The 15,576-nt window shown below is 68.7% G+C and carries 16 protein-coding genes; 5 read left to right on the top strand and 11 right to left on the bottom strand.

The window, feature by feature from the left end; translation table 11 throughout:
* Positions 1–120 precede the first annotated feature (120 nt).
* The gene (locus ACZ7CD_RS37610) at positions 121–1,920 is read right to left on the bottom strand and encodes a Xaa-Pro dipeptidyl-peptidase (RefSeq protein ID WP_470380746.1); all 1,800 of its coding nucleotides are present in this window, start codon (positions 1,918–1,920) and stop codon (positions 121–123) included.
* Between the two features lie 107 nt (positions 1,921–2,027).
* Here ACZ7CD_RS37610 and add point away from each other — a divergent pair, with 107 nt between their 5' ends.
* Together add and cutA are read left to right on the top strand one after the other, a co-directional pair.
* Positions 2,028–3,029: an adenosine deaminase gene (add, locus tag ACZ7CD_RS37615; RefSeq protein WP_470380747.1), complete on the top strand. Its 1,002-nt coding sequence runs from the start codon at positions 2,028–2,030 to the stop codon at positions 3,027–3,029.
* Positions 3,026–3,340, top strand: coding sequence for a divalent-cation tolerance protein CutA (gene cutA, locus ACZ7CD_RS37620; RefSeq protein ID WP_470380748.1), 315 nt, complete (start codon positions 3,026–3,028; stop codon positions 3,338–3,340). Before add ends, cutA begins: the two co-directional genes overlap by 4 nt.
* On the opposite strand, the gene ACZ7CD_RS37625 is transcribed toward cutA, so the two are convergent.
* Positions 3,323–5,347, bottom strand: coding sequence for an ATP-binding domain-containing protein (locus tag ACZ7CD_RS37625; RefSeq protein ID WP_470380749.1), 2,025 nt, complete (start codon positions 5,345–5,347; stop codon positions 3,323–3,325). The two genes, cutA and ACZ7CD_RS37625, sit on opposite strands and share 18 nt — an antisense overlap.
* Positions 5,348–5,602: 255 nt before the next feature.
* Here ACZ7CD_RS37625 and ACZ7CD_RS37630 point away from each other — a divergent pair, with 255 nt between their 5' ends.
* Positions 5,603–6,904, top strand: a complete 1,302-nt coding sequence (locus tag ACZ7CD_RS37630) for a 6-phospho-beta-glucosidase (RefSeq protein ID WP_470380750.1) — start codon at positions 5,603–5,605, stop codon at positions 6,902–6,904.
* 55 nt (positions 6,905–6,959) lie between these two features.
* The gene (gene lspA / locus ACZ7CD_RS37635) at positions 6,960–7,445 is read left to right on the top strand and encodes a signal peptidase II (protein ID WP_360398418.1); all 486 of its coding nucleotides are present in this window, start codon (positions 6,960–6,962) and stop codon (positions 7,443–7,445) included.
* On the opposite strand, the gene ACZ7CD_RS37640 is transcribed toward lspA, so the two are convergent.
* The 7 genes from ACZ7CD_RS37640 to ACZ7CD_RS37670 all read right to left on the bottom strand — a co-directional run bounded on the left by ACZ7CD_RS37640 (position 7,411) and on the right by ACZ7CD_RS37670 (position 12,942).
* Complete coding sequence (locus tag ACZ7CD_RS37640; protein ID WP_470380751.1) at positions 7,411–8,094, bottom strand: endonuclease V; 684 nt, start codon at positions 8,092–8,094, stop codon at positions 7,411–7,413. The genes lspA and ACZ7CD_RS37640 overlap by 35 nt on opposite strands.
* On the bottom strand, positions 8,072–9,037 hold the full coding sequence (locus ACZ7CD_RS37645; protein WP_470380752.1) for a DUF3500 domain-containing protein: 966 nt from the start codon (positions 9,035–9,037) through the stop codon (positions 8,072–8,074). Before ACZ7CD_RS37645 ends, ACZ7CD_RS37640 begins: the two co-directional genes overlap by 23 nt.
* Before the next feature lie 57 nt (positions 9,038–9,094).
* The gene (locus ACZ7CD_RS37650; protein ID WP_470380753.1) at positions 9,095–9,523 is read right to left on the bottom strand and encodes a hypothetical protein; all 429 of its coding nucleotides are present in this window, start codon (positions 9,521–9,523) and stop codon (positions 9,095–9,097) included.
* Positions 9,524–9,865: 342 nt separating this feature from the next.
* Positions 9,866–10,795, bottom strand: a complete 930-nt coding sequence (locus ACZ7CD_RS37655; protein ID WP_470380754.1) for an MBL fold metallo-hydrolase — start codon at positions 10,793–10,795, stop codon at positions 9,866–9,868.
* Positions 10,796–10,830: 35 nt separating this feature from the next.
* Positions 10,831–11,259 carry a CBS domain-containing protein gene (locus ACZ7CD_RS37660; RefSeq protein ID WP_470380755.1) on the bottom strand — a complete coding sequence of 143 codons (429 nt, stop codon included), beginning with the start codon at positions 11,257–11,259 and terminating at the stop codon, positions 10,831–10,833.
* A 142-nt stretch (positions 11,260–11,401) separates the two neighbouring features.
* Positions 11,402–11,560: a hypothetical protein gene (locus ACZ7CD_RS37665; RefSeq protein ID WP_360398432.1), complete on the bottom strand. Its 159-nt coding sequence runs from the start codon at positions 11,558–11,560 to the stop codon at positions 11,402–11,404.
* Between the two features lie 179 nt (positions 11,561–11,739).
* Positions 11,740–12,942, bottom strand: a complete 1,203-nt coding sequence (locus ACZ7CD_RS37670) for a DUF6923 family protein (protein WP_470375956.1) — start codon at positions 12,940–12,942, stop codon at positions 11,740–11,742.
* 86 nt (positions 12,943–13,028) lie between these two features.
* Here ACZ7CD_RS37670 and ACZ7CD_RS37675 point away from each other — a divergent pair, with 86 nt between their 5' ends.
* Entirely contained in the window at positions 13,029–13,787 is a 759-nt protein-coding gene (locus ACZ7CD_RS37675; RefSeq protein WP_360398436.1) for a bestrophin-like domain, read from the top strand.
* A 3-nt stretch (positions 13,788–13,790) separates the two neighbouring features.
* Here ACZ7CD_RS37675 and ACZ7CD_RS37680 read toward each other — a convergent pair whose 3' ends face one another.
* Positions 13,791–14,456, bottom strand: a complete 666-nt coding sequence (locus ACZ7CD_RS37680; RefSeq protein ID WP_360398438.1) for an EcsC family protein — start codon at positions 14,454–14,456, stop codon at positions 13,791–13,793.
* Positions 14,457–14,526: 70 nt separating this feature from the next.
* Positions 14,527–15,432: a PEP-utilizing enzyme gene (locus ACZ7CD_RS37685; RefSeq protein ID WP_470380756.1), complete on the bottom strand. Its 906-nt coding sequence runs from the start codon at positions 15,430–15,432 to the stop codon at positions 14,527–14,529.
* Positions 15,433–15,576: the final 144 nt, after the last annotated feature.

The following is a 15,576-nucleotide window of genomic DNA, read 5'->3' on the forward strand; positions in this document are numbered from 1 at the left end:
GAAGCTGTGGATTACTCGTGAGTTGTGGACAGGTTGAGATCTTGAGGCGCTCGGGTTCGGGAGTGAGTGCTATCGTGCCGCGCTTCAGCCCCTCACGAGGCCGAAGCGCGGCACCACAGCTCAGAACGTCTGGAACAACGCGCGCCAGCCGCCGACGACCGGCAGTTCGACCGAGGTCCTGGCGAGGTCCAGCGAGAGGCCGGCCCCCGGCTTCGGGCGCAGCGTGTAGTCGTAGTCGCTGGAGATCAGCACGAACTCGAGCCGGTGCCCGGCCTGCAGGACGTAGTCGTCCGGCACGATCGGCACGTCGACGTCGTAGAACTTGCCGGGTTTGACCGGCGAGGTCTTGTCGGGGCGTTCGCGGTTCTGCGGGTCGGTCCAGCCGCGGGTGATGACGTACGACCTGCCGTCCGGAGCACGGTCGACGAGCAGCGTCGTGACGTTGGCGGCGGGACGGTCGAACGCGACCCGCAGGTGCGCGGTCGACTTGCCGGACAGGCGCAACGGCTTCTGCGTCGGCTCGGTCGCGTAGGACAGGCGGTTCGGCGAGGTGGCCTGGTCGATCAACGACTCGGCCGTCTTCGTCGCGTCGTCGGTCAGGTTCTCCACGCCGTGGCCGGGTCGCAGGCCGAGGCCGCCCTTGGCCGGTCCGCCCGCGGACAGCCGCAGCCGCACGTCGGACGTGCCGGGTGCCGGCCAGTCCTTCTCGTCGACCCACGTCTTGTCCTCGCGCTGGATCGTCGCGTGCGGCTCCTTGTCGATGCCGTTGCGGTGGCCCCACAGGTACTGGGTGAACCAGCGGTTGAGGGTACGGCGCCACTCGACCGAGCGGAGCGTGTCGGCGTCGGTGTGGCCGGACTGGTGCAGCCAGATCTTGTGCGGCACACCGACCTTCTTCAGCGCCGAGTACCACTGCTCGACGTGCGTCATCTTGACGTTCCAGTCGTTGAGCCCGTGGACGGCGAGGACGGCCGCACGCACCTTGCGAACGTCGTTGAGGTAGTTGCGCTTGTCCCAGAACCGGCTGTAGTCGCCGGTGATGCGGTCCTGGTCCTTCGCGATCTCGGCGATGATCGGCTTGCAGATCTCGCGGTCCTCGCGGGTGTAGACGTAGTCCGCGAGCACGTCGGCGTCCTCGCCCTGGAACGTGCCGGGGGCGACGACGGCGCCGTCCGCGCGGTAGTAGTCGTACCAGCTGGAGATCGCGGCGATCGGCACGATCGCTTCGAGGCCGCGGACGCCGGTGGAGGCGACGGCGTTGGGCAGCGTTCCGTTGTAGGAGACGCCCATCATGCCGGTCTTGCCGGTTGACCACGTCGCCTTGATCGCCTCGCCCGTGGCGGTGCGTGCCGGCGCACGGCCGTTGAGCCAGTCGACGACGACACGCGCGCCGATCGTCTCGTTGACGTCGCCCGTCGTCGGACACCCCGTGGACTTGCCGGTGCCGAGCGACTCCGCGTATACGACGGCGTAACCGCGTGAGATGAAGTAGGACTCGTAACGGCCCGACGTGATCGGATTGGGACCGACAGCCGCGGTGACGCGTTCGTCGGAGGAGGCCTTGAGCAGACGGCCGTTGCGCTTGTCAGGGACGTACAGCTCGACGTCGACGTTGTGGTTGGGAACGTCGTTGCCGCCGGAGAAGTACGGGCTGACCATGTAGACGACGGGGACCTTGAGCCCTCGTTCGGTGGCGCGCGGCCGGACGACCTCGGTGTAGACCTCGTCGTCCTTGCCGTCGCGGTCGCTGTCGACCGGTGCGCGGACCCAGAGGCTCTCCTTGACGACGTCCTTCGGGTCGAAGACGGGTTGCGCCTCGCCGTCCTTGAACACCGGCCCCTCGGCAGCGGTAGCCGTGGCGGGCAGGAACGGCAGAACTAGCACCGCGGTCAGCAGTGCGACTCTTCGTGCGCCCCTCACGAGGCACCCCCAATGCGAAGCCGGGGACAGGGATTCGCCCTGCACCCTTCCCCGTGACTGCAAGACATGTCACCCGTCGAACGGCTCTTGACCTGAGAGCATGGACCGTGCCCATTTCCGACTTCGTCCACGCGTTGCCGAAGGCCGAGCTGCACGTCCACCTCGTGGGCGCGGCTTCCGTCGACACCGTCCTCGCGCTCGCCCGCAACCACCCAGGCGGTCCGGTTCCGACCGACGAGGCCGAGCTGCGGAAGTTCTACGAGTTCACGGACTTCCGGCACTTCATCACCGTGTACGGCATCGTCAACGACCTCGTTACGACCGGTGAGGACGTTCGCACGCTGGTCGTCGGGTACGCACGTGACGCTGCGCGGACCAACGTCCGGTACGCGGAAGTCACCGTGAGTGCGACAAGTCACCTGCGGGCCGGCATCGCGCCCGACGAACTCGTCGAAGCGTTGGCCGCAGGACGGGCTGAGGCGTTGGAGCTGCACGGCGTGACATTGCAGTGGATCTTCGACGTGCCCGGCATCTGGGATCGGGACTGGGGCATGACGAGTGCGCGGTTCGCCACCGAGCACCGGCCGGAGGGGCTGGTCGGGTTCGGGCTCGGCGGGTTCGAGGCGGACTCGCCGCGGACGAGGTTCCGCGAGGCGTTCGCGATGGCGCGTGATGCCGGGCTGCACATGGTGCCGCATGCCGGCGAGACGATGCCGCCCAGCGAGATCTGGGCCGCGGTGCGGGACCTGCGTGCCGAGCGGATCGGGCACGGCGTCAGCGCGGTGCAGGACCCGGAGCTGCTGCGGTACCTCGCCGGCGAGGGCGTCGTGCTGGAGGTGTGCCCGACGTCGAACATCCGGACCGGCGCGGTCGCGTCGCTGGACGAGCACCCGTTGCCGCGGCTGGTGGAGGCCGGCGTGCCGGTGACGGTCAGCACCGACGACCCCGGCATGTTCCACACCGACCTCGACCGCGAGTACCTGGTGTGCCACGAGCGGTTCGGGTTCGGGCGCGATGAACTCGCGGAGCTGGCGCGAGCGGGAGTTCGGGCGTCGTTCGCGCCGGATGCGTTGAAGAAGCAGCTGTTGAAGGAGATCGACGCCGTATGAACGCCGTGAACGTGGTGACGACGACCGTGGACTCCGCCGAGGCGGCGGAGTCGTTGGCGAGAGGGGTCGTCGAGGCACGGCTGGGCGCGTGTGTGCAAATCGTGCCGATCCGCAGCGTCTACCGGTGGGACGGTGAGGTGCACGTTGACGACGAGTGGCAGTGCGTCGTGAAGACGTCTGCCGCTCGCGTCGACGAGCTGGTCGCGCACATCAAGGACCAGCACAGCTATGACGTGCCGGAGGTCGTCGTCACCCCCGTCGTCGGGGGCAACGACGATTACCTCCGCTGGGTCTCAGAGGAGACCTCGTAGGTGACGCGGGAGCGGCTCGGTGTGCAGGACGCCGAGTCGTTGCGTCGCCCTCGTCAACGCCACGTACAGCTCGCTCGGGGTCATGAGCTGCGGTTCGACGACGATGACGACGTCGAACTCCAGCCCCTTGGACGATCTCGGCGACATCCAGCCGTCGCCGATGACGGCGATCGTGCGGCCGGGCAGAGCTTCGGCGTGTGCGTCGAGCTCGTCGCGGACCGCCGCCGAGATGTCGGTGACGCGGCGGGCCCAGGGGCGGACGCCGGTGCTGCGCACTGACGTCGGTGCGGCGGCGTCGGGGTCGACGAGCTTCAGCACCGGGGTGGCGACGGCCATGATCTCGCCGGGAGTGCGGTAGTTGACCTCCAGCCTGCGGTAGGTGAAGCGGTCGAACACCGAGCCCCAGCTGCGGGCGCCGCCTGCGGCTTGGCGTTGCGCCAGGTCGCCGACGACGGTCATCGACCTGTTGGGGCAACGGCGGAGCAGGACGCGCCAGTCCATTGCGGACAGCTCCTGTGCCTCGTCGACGACGACGTGGCCGTAGGTCCAGGTGCGGTCGTCGGCAGCTCGTTCGGCGAGAGTGCGGTGGTCGCGTGCCTCGTGCCGGTACGCGAGCGTCTCGGCGTTGACGAAGTCGGTGACGATGTACTCGTCGTCGTCGGCGCGTTCATCGATCGACAGCACGTCCATGACACCGCGGGCGTAGGCAAGTCCTTCCTCTTCCTCCCGCCGCGCCTGGCGTTCGGCTGAGCCGTCCGAGCCGAGCAGATCGGCGAGCTCGTCGAGCAGCGGCACATCGGACACCGTCCACGCGTCGGCGGCTTCGCGGTACAGCTCAGGTGCGCCGATCCGGTAGCACCGGCCCGCGTACAGGTCGGCGAGCAGCTGCTCGGGTGTGAGCTCCGGCCACAACCGGTCGACGGCGTCGCGCAATGCCGTGCTGTGGCGCAGCTCGTGCCGCACGTCCTCCTCGATCTCGGGCCAGTCGACGCCGATCAGCTTCATCGCCGGGGCGACGAGCTCTTCGGCGAGAGCGAGGAAGAAGTACTTGCGCGCCGCGTTGTGCGGTAGCTCGTAGTACCGCGTCTTCTCGCGTGCGACGGCGGCGACGTGCGCGTCGAGGGGGACGACGACGTCTTCGAGCTCGATCTCGATGGGCTCGTCGGGGAGCTCCTGCCGGTCGGCCACGGCGACGGCCAGCAGGTCCAGCACTGATACATGGCCTTTGAGGTGTTGCAACGACGGGGTGTCCTCGACGTCGGTGACCACTCCGGGATAGAGCTCGCCGGGTGTTGCGAACACGACGTCGGTCTCCCCCAGCGATGGCAGCACGTCGCTGACGTAATGCAGGAAACCGGTGTTCGGTCCGACGATCAGGACGCCGTGGCGGGAAAGGCGCTCGCGGCGCGTGTACAGCAGGTACGCGACGCGGTGCAGCGCGACCGCGGTCTTGCCCGTGCCGGGGCCGCCTTCGATCACCAGCACGCCGGGGCCGGAGTAACGGATGATCTCGTCCTGCTCGGCCTGGATGGTCGAGACGATGTCGCGCATCGTCGCGGTCCGCGGCGCGTTGAGGGCGTCGAGCAATGCGGTCGCGTCGGTCAGCAGCTCGTCGTCGTGGAAATCGTGCAGCTCCCGGTCGCGGACGCGGAAGTGGCGGCGCAACACGAGGCCTTCCGGATTCGCAGCGGTCGCGGTGTAGAACGGCCGCGCCGCCGGCGCGCGCCAGTCCAGCAACAGCGGCTGGAACTCGTCGTCGAACAGGCCGACGCGCCCGATGTAGGTGCTTTCGCCGTTCTCCGAGTCGGTCCGGCCGAAGCACAGGCCTTCCTCCGCTGCGCGGTACTTGCCGATCTGCCTGGTCAGCACCTGGACGCTGGCTTCACGGTCCAGCCGTCCGGTGTGGGTGTCCCGCAGGGCGGCCGCGAGATCGGCGGCCGCTTTGTTCCGTTCCTGGTCGAGCTTTTCATACAGAGAGGTGATCCGTGCCTGTTCGCTCGCCAACACCTTGCCCCCTGTGATAAAATAAATCTGTCTTTCCGGAATATTCATTCCGAAAGCCCAAAGCCATTCTTTGTAGCACAGATTTGCTGTGCGCGGGAACCCCTTCTGGGCTTACTTTCAGCGCAATGCGCGGGTGGTCCGAGCTGCGGGAACCGTCGCCGCTGCGGTGTGCGAACCAAGGATCTTGCTGATGCCTGTGCAGCGTTGGTTGTACGGTGCGCACTGCGGGAGAAATGTCGCCGGTGCGGAGTGGTGGGCATGAAGCTGGTTGTTCTCGGTGGCGGTGGGTTCCGCGTGCCGCTCGTATATCGCGCTTTGCTCGCCGACCGGTCCCCCGGCCGCGTCACCGAGGTCGTGCTGCACGACGTCGACGCCTCCAGGCTCGTGGCGGTCAGCGGCGTTCTCGCCGAACTTGCCGCCGATGTGCCGGATGCTCCCGTGGTGACGATGTCGATGGATCTCGACGAGGCGGTGCGCGGGGCGGACTTCGTGTTCTCGGCGATCCGCGTGGGCGGACTCGACGGGCGCGCGGCCGACGAGAGCATCGCGGCCGGGTGCGGGGTGCTCGGGCAGGAGACGGTCGGGGCTGGCGGTGTGGCGTACGGGTTGCGCACTGTGCCGGTCGCGCTCGACATCGCACGTCGTATCTCGGTGCACGCGCCGGACGCGTGGGTCATCAACTTCACCAACCCCGCCGGCATGGTCACCGAAGCGATGGCCGCCCATCTCGGCCACCGGGTCATCGGCATCTGCGACTCCCCCGTCGGGCTCGGCCGGCGGGTCGCCCGCGCGGTCGGCGCGGACCTCGACGACGCGTGGCTCGACTACGCCGGGCTCAACCACCTCGGCTGGCTGCGGGGTGTGCACGTGCGCGGGCGGGACGTGCTGCCGGATCTGCTGGCCGACACTGAGCGGTTGGAGTCGTTCGAGGAGGGCAAGCTCTTCGGCGCGGAGTGGCTGCGGACGCTGGGCGCGATTCCGAACGAGTACCTGCACTACTACTACTTCACCCGCGAGGCGGTGGAGTCCGGTGCGTCGCGTGGGGCGTTCCTGTTGGAGCAGCAGCAGCAGTTCTACGCGGCGCCGTCGTTGGCGAGCTGGGACCGGACGCGTCTGGAGCGCGAGCAGACGTACATGGCGGAGACGCGTGACGAGGAGCGGGACAGCAACGACCTCGACGGTGGCGGATACGAGCAAGTCGCGCTCGCGTTGATGCACGCCATCGCGGCGGACAAGCGGACGACGTTGATCCTCAACGTGCCGAACAGGACGACGCTGTCGTGCCTGGACGCCGATGCGATCGTCGAGGTTCCGAGCTTGGTCGACGCCAACGGCGCCCGGCCCGTCGCGGTCAGCCAGGTGCCGGACGAGGGCGTCGGGCTCGTCACCGCGCTCAAGGTCGTCGAGCGCGCGACGATCAAGGCGGCTGTCAGCGGCGAGCGCGCGCATGCCGTGAAGGCGCTGGCGCTGCATCCGCTGGTTGATTCCGTCAACGTTGCTCGGCGGATCGTGGACGCCCATCCGTTGCTGTCCGGGGCGTTCGGAGTACGCGGCGACTGATGTACCGGTGGCCGTTGCCGCACGGTGCCGGCGGCTTAACTACGCTCGTCGGCAAATGGACACCACCACTTCTCGCCGCGTGCCGCTCGTGATGGGCATCGCCGTGCTCGTGCTGCTGCTGGACCAGGCCACGAAGTTCTGGGCCGAGAACGCGCTGACCGGACGCGCGCCCATCCCGGTGCTCGGGGAGTTCCTGCAGCTCAGGCTTCTCTACAACCCCGGTGCCGCGTTCTCGATCGGCGCGGGGTCGACGTGGGTCTTCACCATCGTCGCCGCTGTGGCCGTCGTGTTCCTGGCGCGGTACGGGCTGCAGCCGCAGACCCGGCTGCGGGCGGTCGCACTGGCGTTGATGCTGGGCGGCGCGACGACGCACCTGCTCGACCGGTTGTTCCGGCCGCCGGGTTTCGCGCGCGGGCACGTCGTCGACTTCATCGACTACAACGGCTGGTTCGTCGGCAACGTCGCGGACATCGCGCTTGTCTGCGGTGCGATCCTGCTCGTGCTGCTCAGCTTCCAGCCGCAGAAGCAGCCTGCCGAGTGAGTGCGTCGGCGCGGCGGGTCGTCTCAGGCAGCCGGTAGCGCGGGGCCAGGCGGAGCACCTCGGCGCACGCGCGGTCCAGGTCGATCTTGTGCCCGACCGACACGAACACCGGCTTCACACCGTCCTGCGTGCGCAGTGCGCGGCCGACGACCTCGTCGCCGTCGGCGCCGTCCATGACGAGGTCGCTCGTCGAACCGCGCTTGTCGCCGGGTGGGTCGAACCTGCCCATCGGGTTCTTGGCCACGCCGATGCTCGGGATGCCGGTGTGCACGCCGAGGTGGCAGGCGAGACCGAACCGGCGCGGGTGGGCGACGCCCTGGCCGTCCGCGACCAGCAGGTCGGGGGTGACGGTGAGCTGGTCGAGGGCGCGTAGCAGCACCGGCATCTCGCGGAACGCGAAGAGCCCGGGGATGTACGGGAAGTTTGTGGTGTCCTCGACGACGACCTCGTCGAGGACGGCCAGCGTCTTTGCATCGAACACCACGCAGACGCCGACAACCGAGTCGTTGCAAAGGCCGGTGTCGCGGTAGCCGACGTCGAGGCCGGCGACGGTGTCGATGTGCAGGTCGGGGGCGCTGGTGGTGATCACCTGGTTGCGCAGGTGTTCTTGCAGCGCGATGGCGTCGTCAACCGTTCTGGGCCATTCCACGGGCGACAGTGTGCCGTGATGTGTCGTAGTGGGCGGCGAGGAGGTCGGCGCCGAAGTCACCGGAGTGGCGGCGCCACACGGTGTGGATGTGGTTGGCCTCGTTGGCCGTGTTGTCGTATTCGATGAGCAGCTCGGGACCTTGGACGCGGTAGTAGTGGCCTTCGCCGCGGCGCAGCGAGCCTTCCCACGAGAAGTGCAGGCGGTCGGGGTCGAGCGCGGCGAACTCGTCGTCGGCGAGCTCGAACGCGAGCCGGTCCAGGTAGAGGCGGACGATGTCGACGAGCAGCTCCCCCGCCTGTTTGCCGAGCTGCGCGGGTGTCACGCCGACGGGGTCGGACGGCGTGATGCGCGAGGCGTTGCCGGTGCGGATGTCGTGCGGGGCGGTGTCCGAGACGACGGCTAGGCCGCGAGCGGTCGGGCCCATGCGGTCGAGCAGCTCGCGGGCCAGTTCCTCCTCCAGCCGCAGCGGCTGGCTGACGACGCGGCCTCGGTAGGTGACGCGGGACGGGTTCGCGCCGAGGAAGAACGGGGTCGCCGAGACGCGGCCGTCGGCGACGATGACGTTCACGGACAGGTGGTGCCCCTCGACGCGCCACCCCCACGGTTCGTCGCCGCCGGGCGTGCCGAAGAGCACCGTCCAGTAGTCGCCGCTGTGCCGGTCGCGGTGGCCGCCCTCGCGGTGGTCGAGCACGTCTTCCAAAGCCATCACCGCCGCGACTTGTGCGTAGGCGTGTGGGCTCAGCACGGTCGCGAGCATGCCGTGAACGGCTTTGCGCTGATCACGTCGTAGCCCGCCGAACACGAGGCCGGGGCGGTCGCCGGGGGTGTAGGCCCAGCGGTGCCTGAGGTCGTCGTCGGTGATCGCGCGGACAGCTCGGTCGCGCTGGTCGTCGGCGAGCAAACCAATGTATTGGCGCGTGGCGTCAGCGACGTCGTGCAGCATCACTCGAACTTATAGGCCGCGCAGCTCGTTGCGCTTCCGATGACGTCGGGGTTCGTGTCACCGGGTGAGCACCGGGGCCTGCTTTCGTTCGATCCGGCGGGTCAGCGGTAGCAGCACCAGCGGGACCAGGACGGCGGCGGCCAGCGAGACGACGTTGCCGATCCGGTCAGCCACCGGCATGTGTTCCAGGTGGAACAGGTGGAAGGTCATGTGCGGCACCGCGAACACCAGGTAACCGACCAGCACGGCTTGGGTCAGCGCGCGTTCGAGTGTCACCGCCGCGAACACCAGCATCACGCACAACGCGAGGTTCAGTGAGCCGAAGTCGCGCAGCAGGTGTTCGTTGAACGGCGGGAAGTAGGACACCCATGGGTTCGTGGGCAGCGGGAAGTTGTCGTAGAAGCTCTGCGGCGCTGCCAAGGGCCAGACGCCGATGACGGCTTGGACGACGGCGAGGAACGCGAGACCTGCGCGAAGAGTGCCCATGTAGATATGGACGAGACGCGAGCTCCTCTTGTGACGCGGTTGGGTGCTGGAAGCGATCCTCGGCGTGCTCGTGGAGCCGGGGGCCGGCAGCGGAGCAATCACCTGAGGGCGCCAGCGGTACCGCGCGTCACGTTGCGCAGCTCCGGCTGGACGGAGAGCGCCGAGCGGCTCGACAAGGTCGACGCGCCTTGGAAGAGCGTCCTCGCGTGCTCAAGCAGGTCGTTGAGACCGCACAAACGTGAAAACCGCTTTTGCAATGAGTCTTTGGACGTCGTCGTCCAAAGACTCATTGCTAAGCAGCAGGTGAGGGCGGGGTGGTGAAGGTGATACATCGGTCGCGAGCTAAGCGTGGCAGGTGATGGGGCCGCCGTGGAGGATGGTCATGTCCTGCCAGACGCGGAGCAGTTCGAGGCGTTCGGAGAGCGGTTTGCCGTCGAGCTCGTGGTACGCGCGGTGGAGGTTGCCGACGAGTCGTTCGGACTCCTGCCACGACGAGAAGCGGGACGGGCCCGCGTCCTGGACGACCTGCAGAGGGGCGCGTCCGGCGGCGTGACCGGTGGCGGCGAGCTCGGACAGGTACGTCGTGTAGGCGACGAGGTCGTCGAGGACGCGGATGATGTCGGCGCCGCGCAGCAGCGGGCCGTGGCCGGGCACGAGGACCTCGGCGTCGAACGCGCGCAGGAACTCCAGGGCCGACAGGTAACCGCTGATGCTGCCCTCCGCGAGGAACGGCTGGCCGCCCGCGAACACCAGGTCACCGGTGAACAGCACGCGCTCGGCGGGCAGCCACACGACGGTGTCGCCGCGGGTGTGGGCGGGACCGGGGTGGTGCAGCTCGACGACGCGGTCGCCGAGGTGCAGCGTCAGGGACGCGGTGTAGGTGAGCGACGGCGGGCGCACTTCGAGGTGGCCGTAGTCCGGGCCGGTCAGCACCTGCGCTGCGAGCAGGCCAGCGGAGAGCACCTCTTCGCGGCAGGCGTCGTGGGCGACGATCACCGTCGACGAGGGGACCAGCCAGTTGCCGAACGTGTGGTCGCCGTGGTGGTGGGTGTTCACGACGTAGCTGGGTGCGGCGTCGGACACCGTCGCCACCGAGGCGAGCAACGCGCGGTTGCGGGCCTCGGTGGACGTGGTGTCGACGAGCAGCAGCGTGCCGTCGGAGCCGACGACGACACCGGTGTTGTTGATCATCCAGGACCCGTCGGGCTGGACGTAGGCGTGGACGGACGGCGCGACCTCGACCAGTTCGGGCTTGCCGGGAGAAGGCTTCACCCGGCTGAGCCTAGTGAGGGCCGAGCCCGGTGAGGTCAGCCCTGGGCGATGTAGGCCTGGAGCTGGTCCTGGCTCTGTTCCAACTGGCCGATGCGGCTCTTCACGACGTCGCCGATGGACACGATGCCGACCAGTTCCCCTTCTGCCACAACGGGAACGTGGCGGAACCGCCGTTCGGTCATCACGACGGTCAAACTGTCCACTGTGTCCGAAGGCGTGCACGTGAAGACCTCAGCGGTCATGATCGACGACACCGGCGAGTTCAGCAGGCCGGCACCGGTTTCGTGCAGCCGGCGCACGACGTCGCGTTCCGACACGATGCCCACGACACCGGACGGGCCGACGACCACGATGGCGCCGACGTTGTGCTCCGCGAGTGTTCTGAGGAGATCGGACACCGGTGCGTCCGGGGCGATGGTCGCAACCGCAGAGCCCTTGGTCCGCAACACGTCAGCGATCCTCATCAGGCGCCTCCGATCCTGTCGGTCCGGTAGCACCTCAGGCTAGAGCGGATCCGGACAGAACGGGAGATCGTCCCACGAAGGGAGCAGGGGGACACGAGCAACACGCGTCCCCCTGCCGTGGCCGCACCGGTTCGGGCGTCGGCTACGCGGATCCGCGGCGACGGGCGGCGAACTGGCGCGGCGGGACCACCGGAACCCGTTGCTGGGGCAACGCGAACCGGGTGTTCTGCTCGGCCGGCTGCTGGCCGCGCTTCTGGGCGCGGCGAGCGGCTCGGTTCGAGGGCGGGGTGGCAGCAGGCATGCGAAAGCCTCCTCTGTGACGAGGGCGTGCAAGGGCACGGCGGAAACGACAGCCGTGGAAAAGGACCCGCGAGAAGGGTCACCAAGAGCACACGCGGCAGCGGCGGAAGCGCTGCGGGGCTTCTCAGATGATGAGCATGACGGCAACGGTAGCGGCGCCGACCGGCGCCGCCAACCGATTTATCCGCGGGCGCGTGCGGCGGCCGCTCCGGCCCCCAGCATCACCAGGACAACCGTGACGATCGCCCACTTGCGGGACTTGGTCATCGGCGTGGTCTTCGGGTCGAGCGGGAGCTCCGCACGGGACTGCGGTTCCCGCCGCGCCGCGCGTACCGGGACCGGCTGCGGCGAGGGTGCAGGTGCGGATGGCACCACCGCGGCGGGCGGGACGGCGGGGGCGACCGGTGCAGCCGGAACCGGGGCGGGCGTCGACACCCAGGGCGGCACAACGGGAACAGGTGCGGGCGCCGGTGGGACGTCCGGCTTCGGCGTGGGCGGTACCACCTGCGGTGGCATCGGCGCGGGCAGGCACCCGGCCCCGTCGATCAGGCCGAACGGCTGGTCGGTGGACAGCTCCACGGCGGCACCGTCCGCGATCCGGTAGACGCGGCTGCGGCCTTTGTAGCCGTTGTTCACCGCGTAGATCGTGCCCGCCGAGTCGATCGCGACGGCACCGTAGGTCGACTTGCCGGGCAGCCCCGCCACCTCGGCCCGCCGCACCGACCGCCCCGACACCGGGTCGAACGTCACGACCTCGCCCGGTCCGTGGCCCGCCGCCGAGACCCCGGTCAGCCCGCCGCCGGGTCCGGGGGTGAAGTCGTCCAGCGCGAGCGCCGGCCAGTCCAGCGCCACCGACCGCACGATCCGCAGGTAGGACGCGCTCGCCGGGTCGATGTCGATCGCGTGCAACCGGGCGTTGTCGCGCACGTAGAACGTCGTCCCCACGACCGCGCCCGCGGACACGTCGTCAGTGCGGAACCACGGCGCCACGACCGGCCCGAGATCGTTGACCACGCCTTTGGTGTCGATGAGCACGACGTGCGTGGGATGCATCCAGCTGTGGTGGCCCTTCGAGGTGAGACCGACCAAGCGGCCCAGCACGGAGGAATAACCCAACGCATTCACCGAGTAGTCGATTCGCGCTACCGGGGTCACCCCACCGGATGACACGTCGAGCCGCGTGAGCGTCGACCACCCACCACGGTGAACCGCGCGGACCTGGAACGCGTCGCACGCCACCGGTGCGGCTTGGGCAACAGCGCTGGTGAGCGGGGTGGAAAGCGCGAGAAGAGCGGTGACGCCACCCAGGGCGAACGCATTCCTGCTCCACCGGAATGGAGCAGCTTGATACGACAACCGGGTAATTCTGCTGTTGCCGCGCATTCCCACCTGACCATTGCTCGTGACCGGACCGCGCTGTACCGGCCACAGTAGACCGTGGTCTAATCCCACACCAGAAAGGGGCCGAATTGAGTATTTACGTGTCCGGTCTGCTCTGGGTTCTCGGCGCGGCCGTGGTCTCGTCCGTCATCGTCGTCTTCACGCGCCGGTTCAACTCGGAGGAGGTCGGCGAGAAGAACCTCGCTGTCGGCGGCTCGGTGTTCAGCATCGTCGCCGGCCTGCACGCGGTGCTGACCGCGTTCATCCTCATCTCCCTGTTCGACGCGGCCAACGCCGCCGAGGAGCAGGTGCAGAAGGAGGCCAACGCGCTGGTCGCCGTCACCTGGTCGACCGGCTCGCTGCCCGAGCCGGCGAAGTCCCGTGTCGACCAGCTGGTCCGCAGCTACGTGCAGACCGTCGTCGACGAGGAGTGGCCGAAGATGCGCGAGGGCGAGAACGTCGACGGCAAGGGCTGGAACACCCTCAACCAGCTGCGGGACACCATCGCGGCGACCGCGCCGGACGGCGGCTGGCAGGAGGACCGCAAGACCGAGGCCGCGAACCAGCTGTGGGAGGTCTACCAGGCCCGCCAGGAGCGCGTCGACGCGGCCGACGGCGGCGTCAACCCCGTCGTCTGGCTCGCGCTGCTCATCGGCACCGGCCTGTCGCTGCTGTTCCCGTACCTGTTCGGTGGCCCGAACCTGGTGTCACAGCTGCTCATCACGGTCACGCTGAGCTCGACGCTGGTGCTGCTGCTGTTCGCGATACATCAGTTGCAGAACCCGTTCAGCGGCGGTGTGCAGATCTCACCGGACGCGTTCACCTCGACACTCGACCGGCTCAGCTGACGACTACCGCGACTCGGCCGTTCCGCCCGCTTCCTCGATCTCCACGGACAGCACCTCACCGTCGATGACGCTCGGCAACGGGTGCTCGCGGTCCGTCTGGGTGAAATAGCGGTTCGCGAACGCGCCGACCGCCCTGGTGGAAGCGGCGTCGACGCCACCGCCGATGACTCCGCCCAGGACCGGAACGCCCTTCACGACGACCGAACCGAGCTTTTTTGTACCGTATTTTGTGATGAGCGCCGAGGCGGCCTTCTTCGTGAACTGCTTGATGCCGACCTTTTTGAACAGTTCGGTTCCGGCATTGCCGAGCAGGCACAGCAGGATGGCCGTCTGCACTTCTTCGCTGTCCACGTCGTGGCCGCGCAAAGACGCGATCGACGCGATGAGGTGCGTCTGGATCACGTACGCGGCCGCGACGTTGGACGGCAGCGAGATCGGCAACGTGATCAGCCCGCCGAGGTTCGTGATGAACCCCTGCGCACCGGCCAGCGCCACGTGCGTGCGGATCAGGTGCCGGACCGCGGCGGTCTCGTCGCCCTTCTTCGCCAGGGCGTCGGTCGCGGCTTCGCGAGCGCTCTTGAACGGGCCGAACCCGTCCACACCGGCGCGCAGCAGGTAGTCGGCGATGCCCTGCTGAGCCTTGCTCAGCTCACCCTTGGAGTCGGCCACGACCCCGAGATTACGCGTCCGGGCGCCGCGGCGACGTGTCAACGGCCGGTGGCAGCGCTGTTCGTCGCCCTCAGCCTGGCGTGGTCACCGCGCCGGTGCTGCCGTCGACCGTGATGCGGTCACCGGTCCTGATCCGCGTCACGGCCTCGCGCACACCGACCACGGCGGGGATGCCGTACTCGCGGGCCACGACGGCGCCGTGCGAGTTCGCGCCGCCCATCTCCATCACGAGCCCGCCCGCCGTGAGGAACAAGGGCGTCCAGCCGGGGTCCGTCGACGGCGCCACGAGGATCTCGCCGGGTTCGAGGTGTGCGCCGACGGGGTCCATCACGACGCGCGCGGCTCCGGTGACGGTACCCGCCGACGCCGGTGTGCCGACGAGGTCACCTTCCACCGCGGTGCCGTGGTGCACGGCTTCGGCGTCGGTGCCGTCGGAGAGCAGCACGCGCGGGATGTGCCGGCGCCGCATCTCACGGTCGTACACCTCGCGCCGGCGGGCGACGACCTCGCGCAGATCACCCTGCGTGGAACGCAGTTCCTCGAAGTTCAGGAAGAACACGTCGTCGGCGGCCCGGAGCCGGCCCTGCGCCACCAGGTCCTCCCCGGCTCGGGTGATCCGCTCGCGCAGCACACCGAACAGGGTGATCACCAGGTACTTCGGGTGCTCCCGCAGACCGGCGAGCACCCTCGTGCGGCGCAACGCGAAGCGCACGAACCAGCCGCGGCCCCACGAGCGCCGCGCCAGCGTCTCGATCATCGCCTCGGCCTCGGCGGCACCGCGGGCGAACACCGCGTCGGGAGCGGCATCTGCGTCCTCCAGCAGCAGGAGGTTGCGCACCACGCCGATGACGTGCGCCGGGTCGTCCGACCAGCGCGACAGTCCCAGGTCGATCTCGGCGACCGCCCGGTGACCCCACTTCGAGGTCCTAACAGAATGATCAACGTGGTGGTGTGCAGCATGTCGGATGTGGATCATGTTTGACCGTGAAGAGGGGTCAGTCGCCGCCGTGGATCGTCTCGGACGGTCTGTGGGAGCGGATCGAGCCGTTACTGCCGGTGGTGCCGCGCAGGCCGCGTAATCCTGGTCGTAAGAGGGTGCCGGACCGGCAGGTGCTGTGCG

The sequence above is a fragment of the Lentzea sp. NPDC036949 genome, assembly GCF_055608075.1.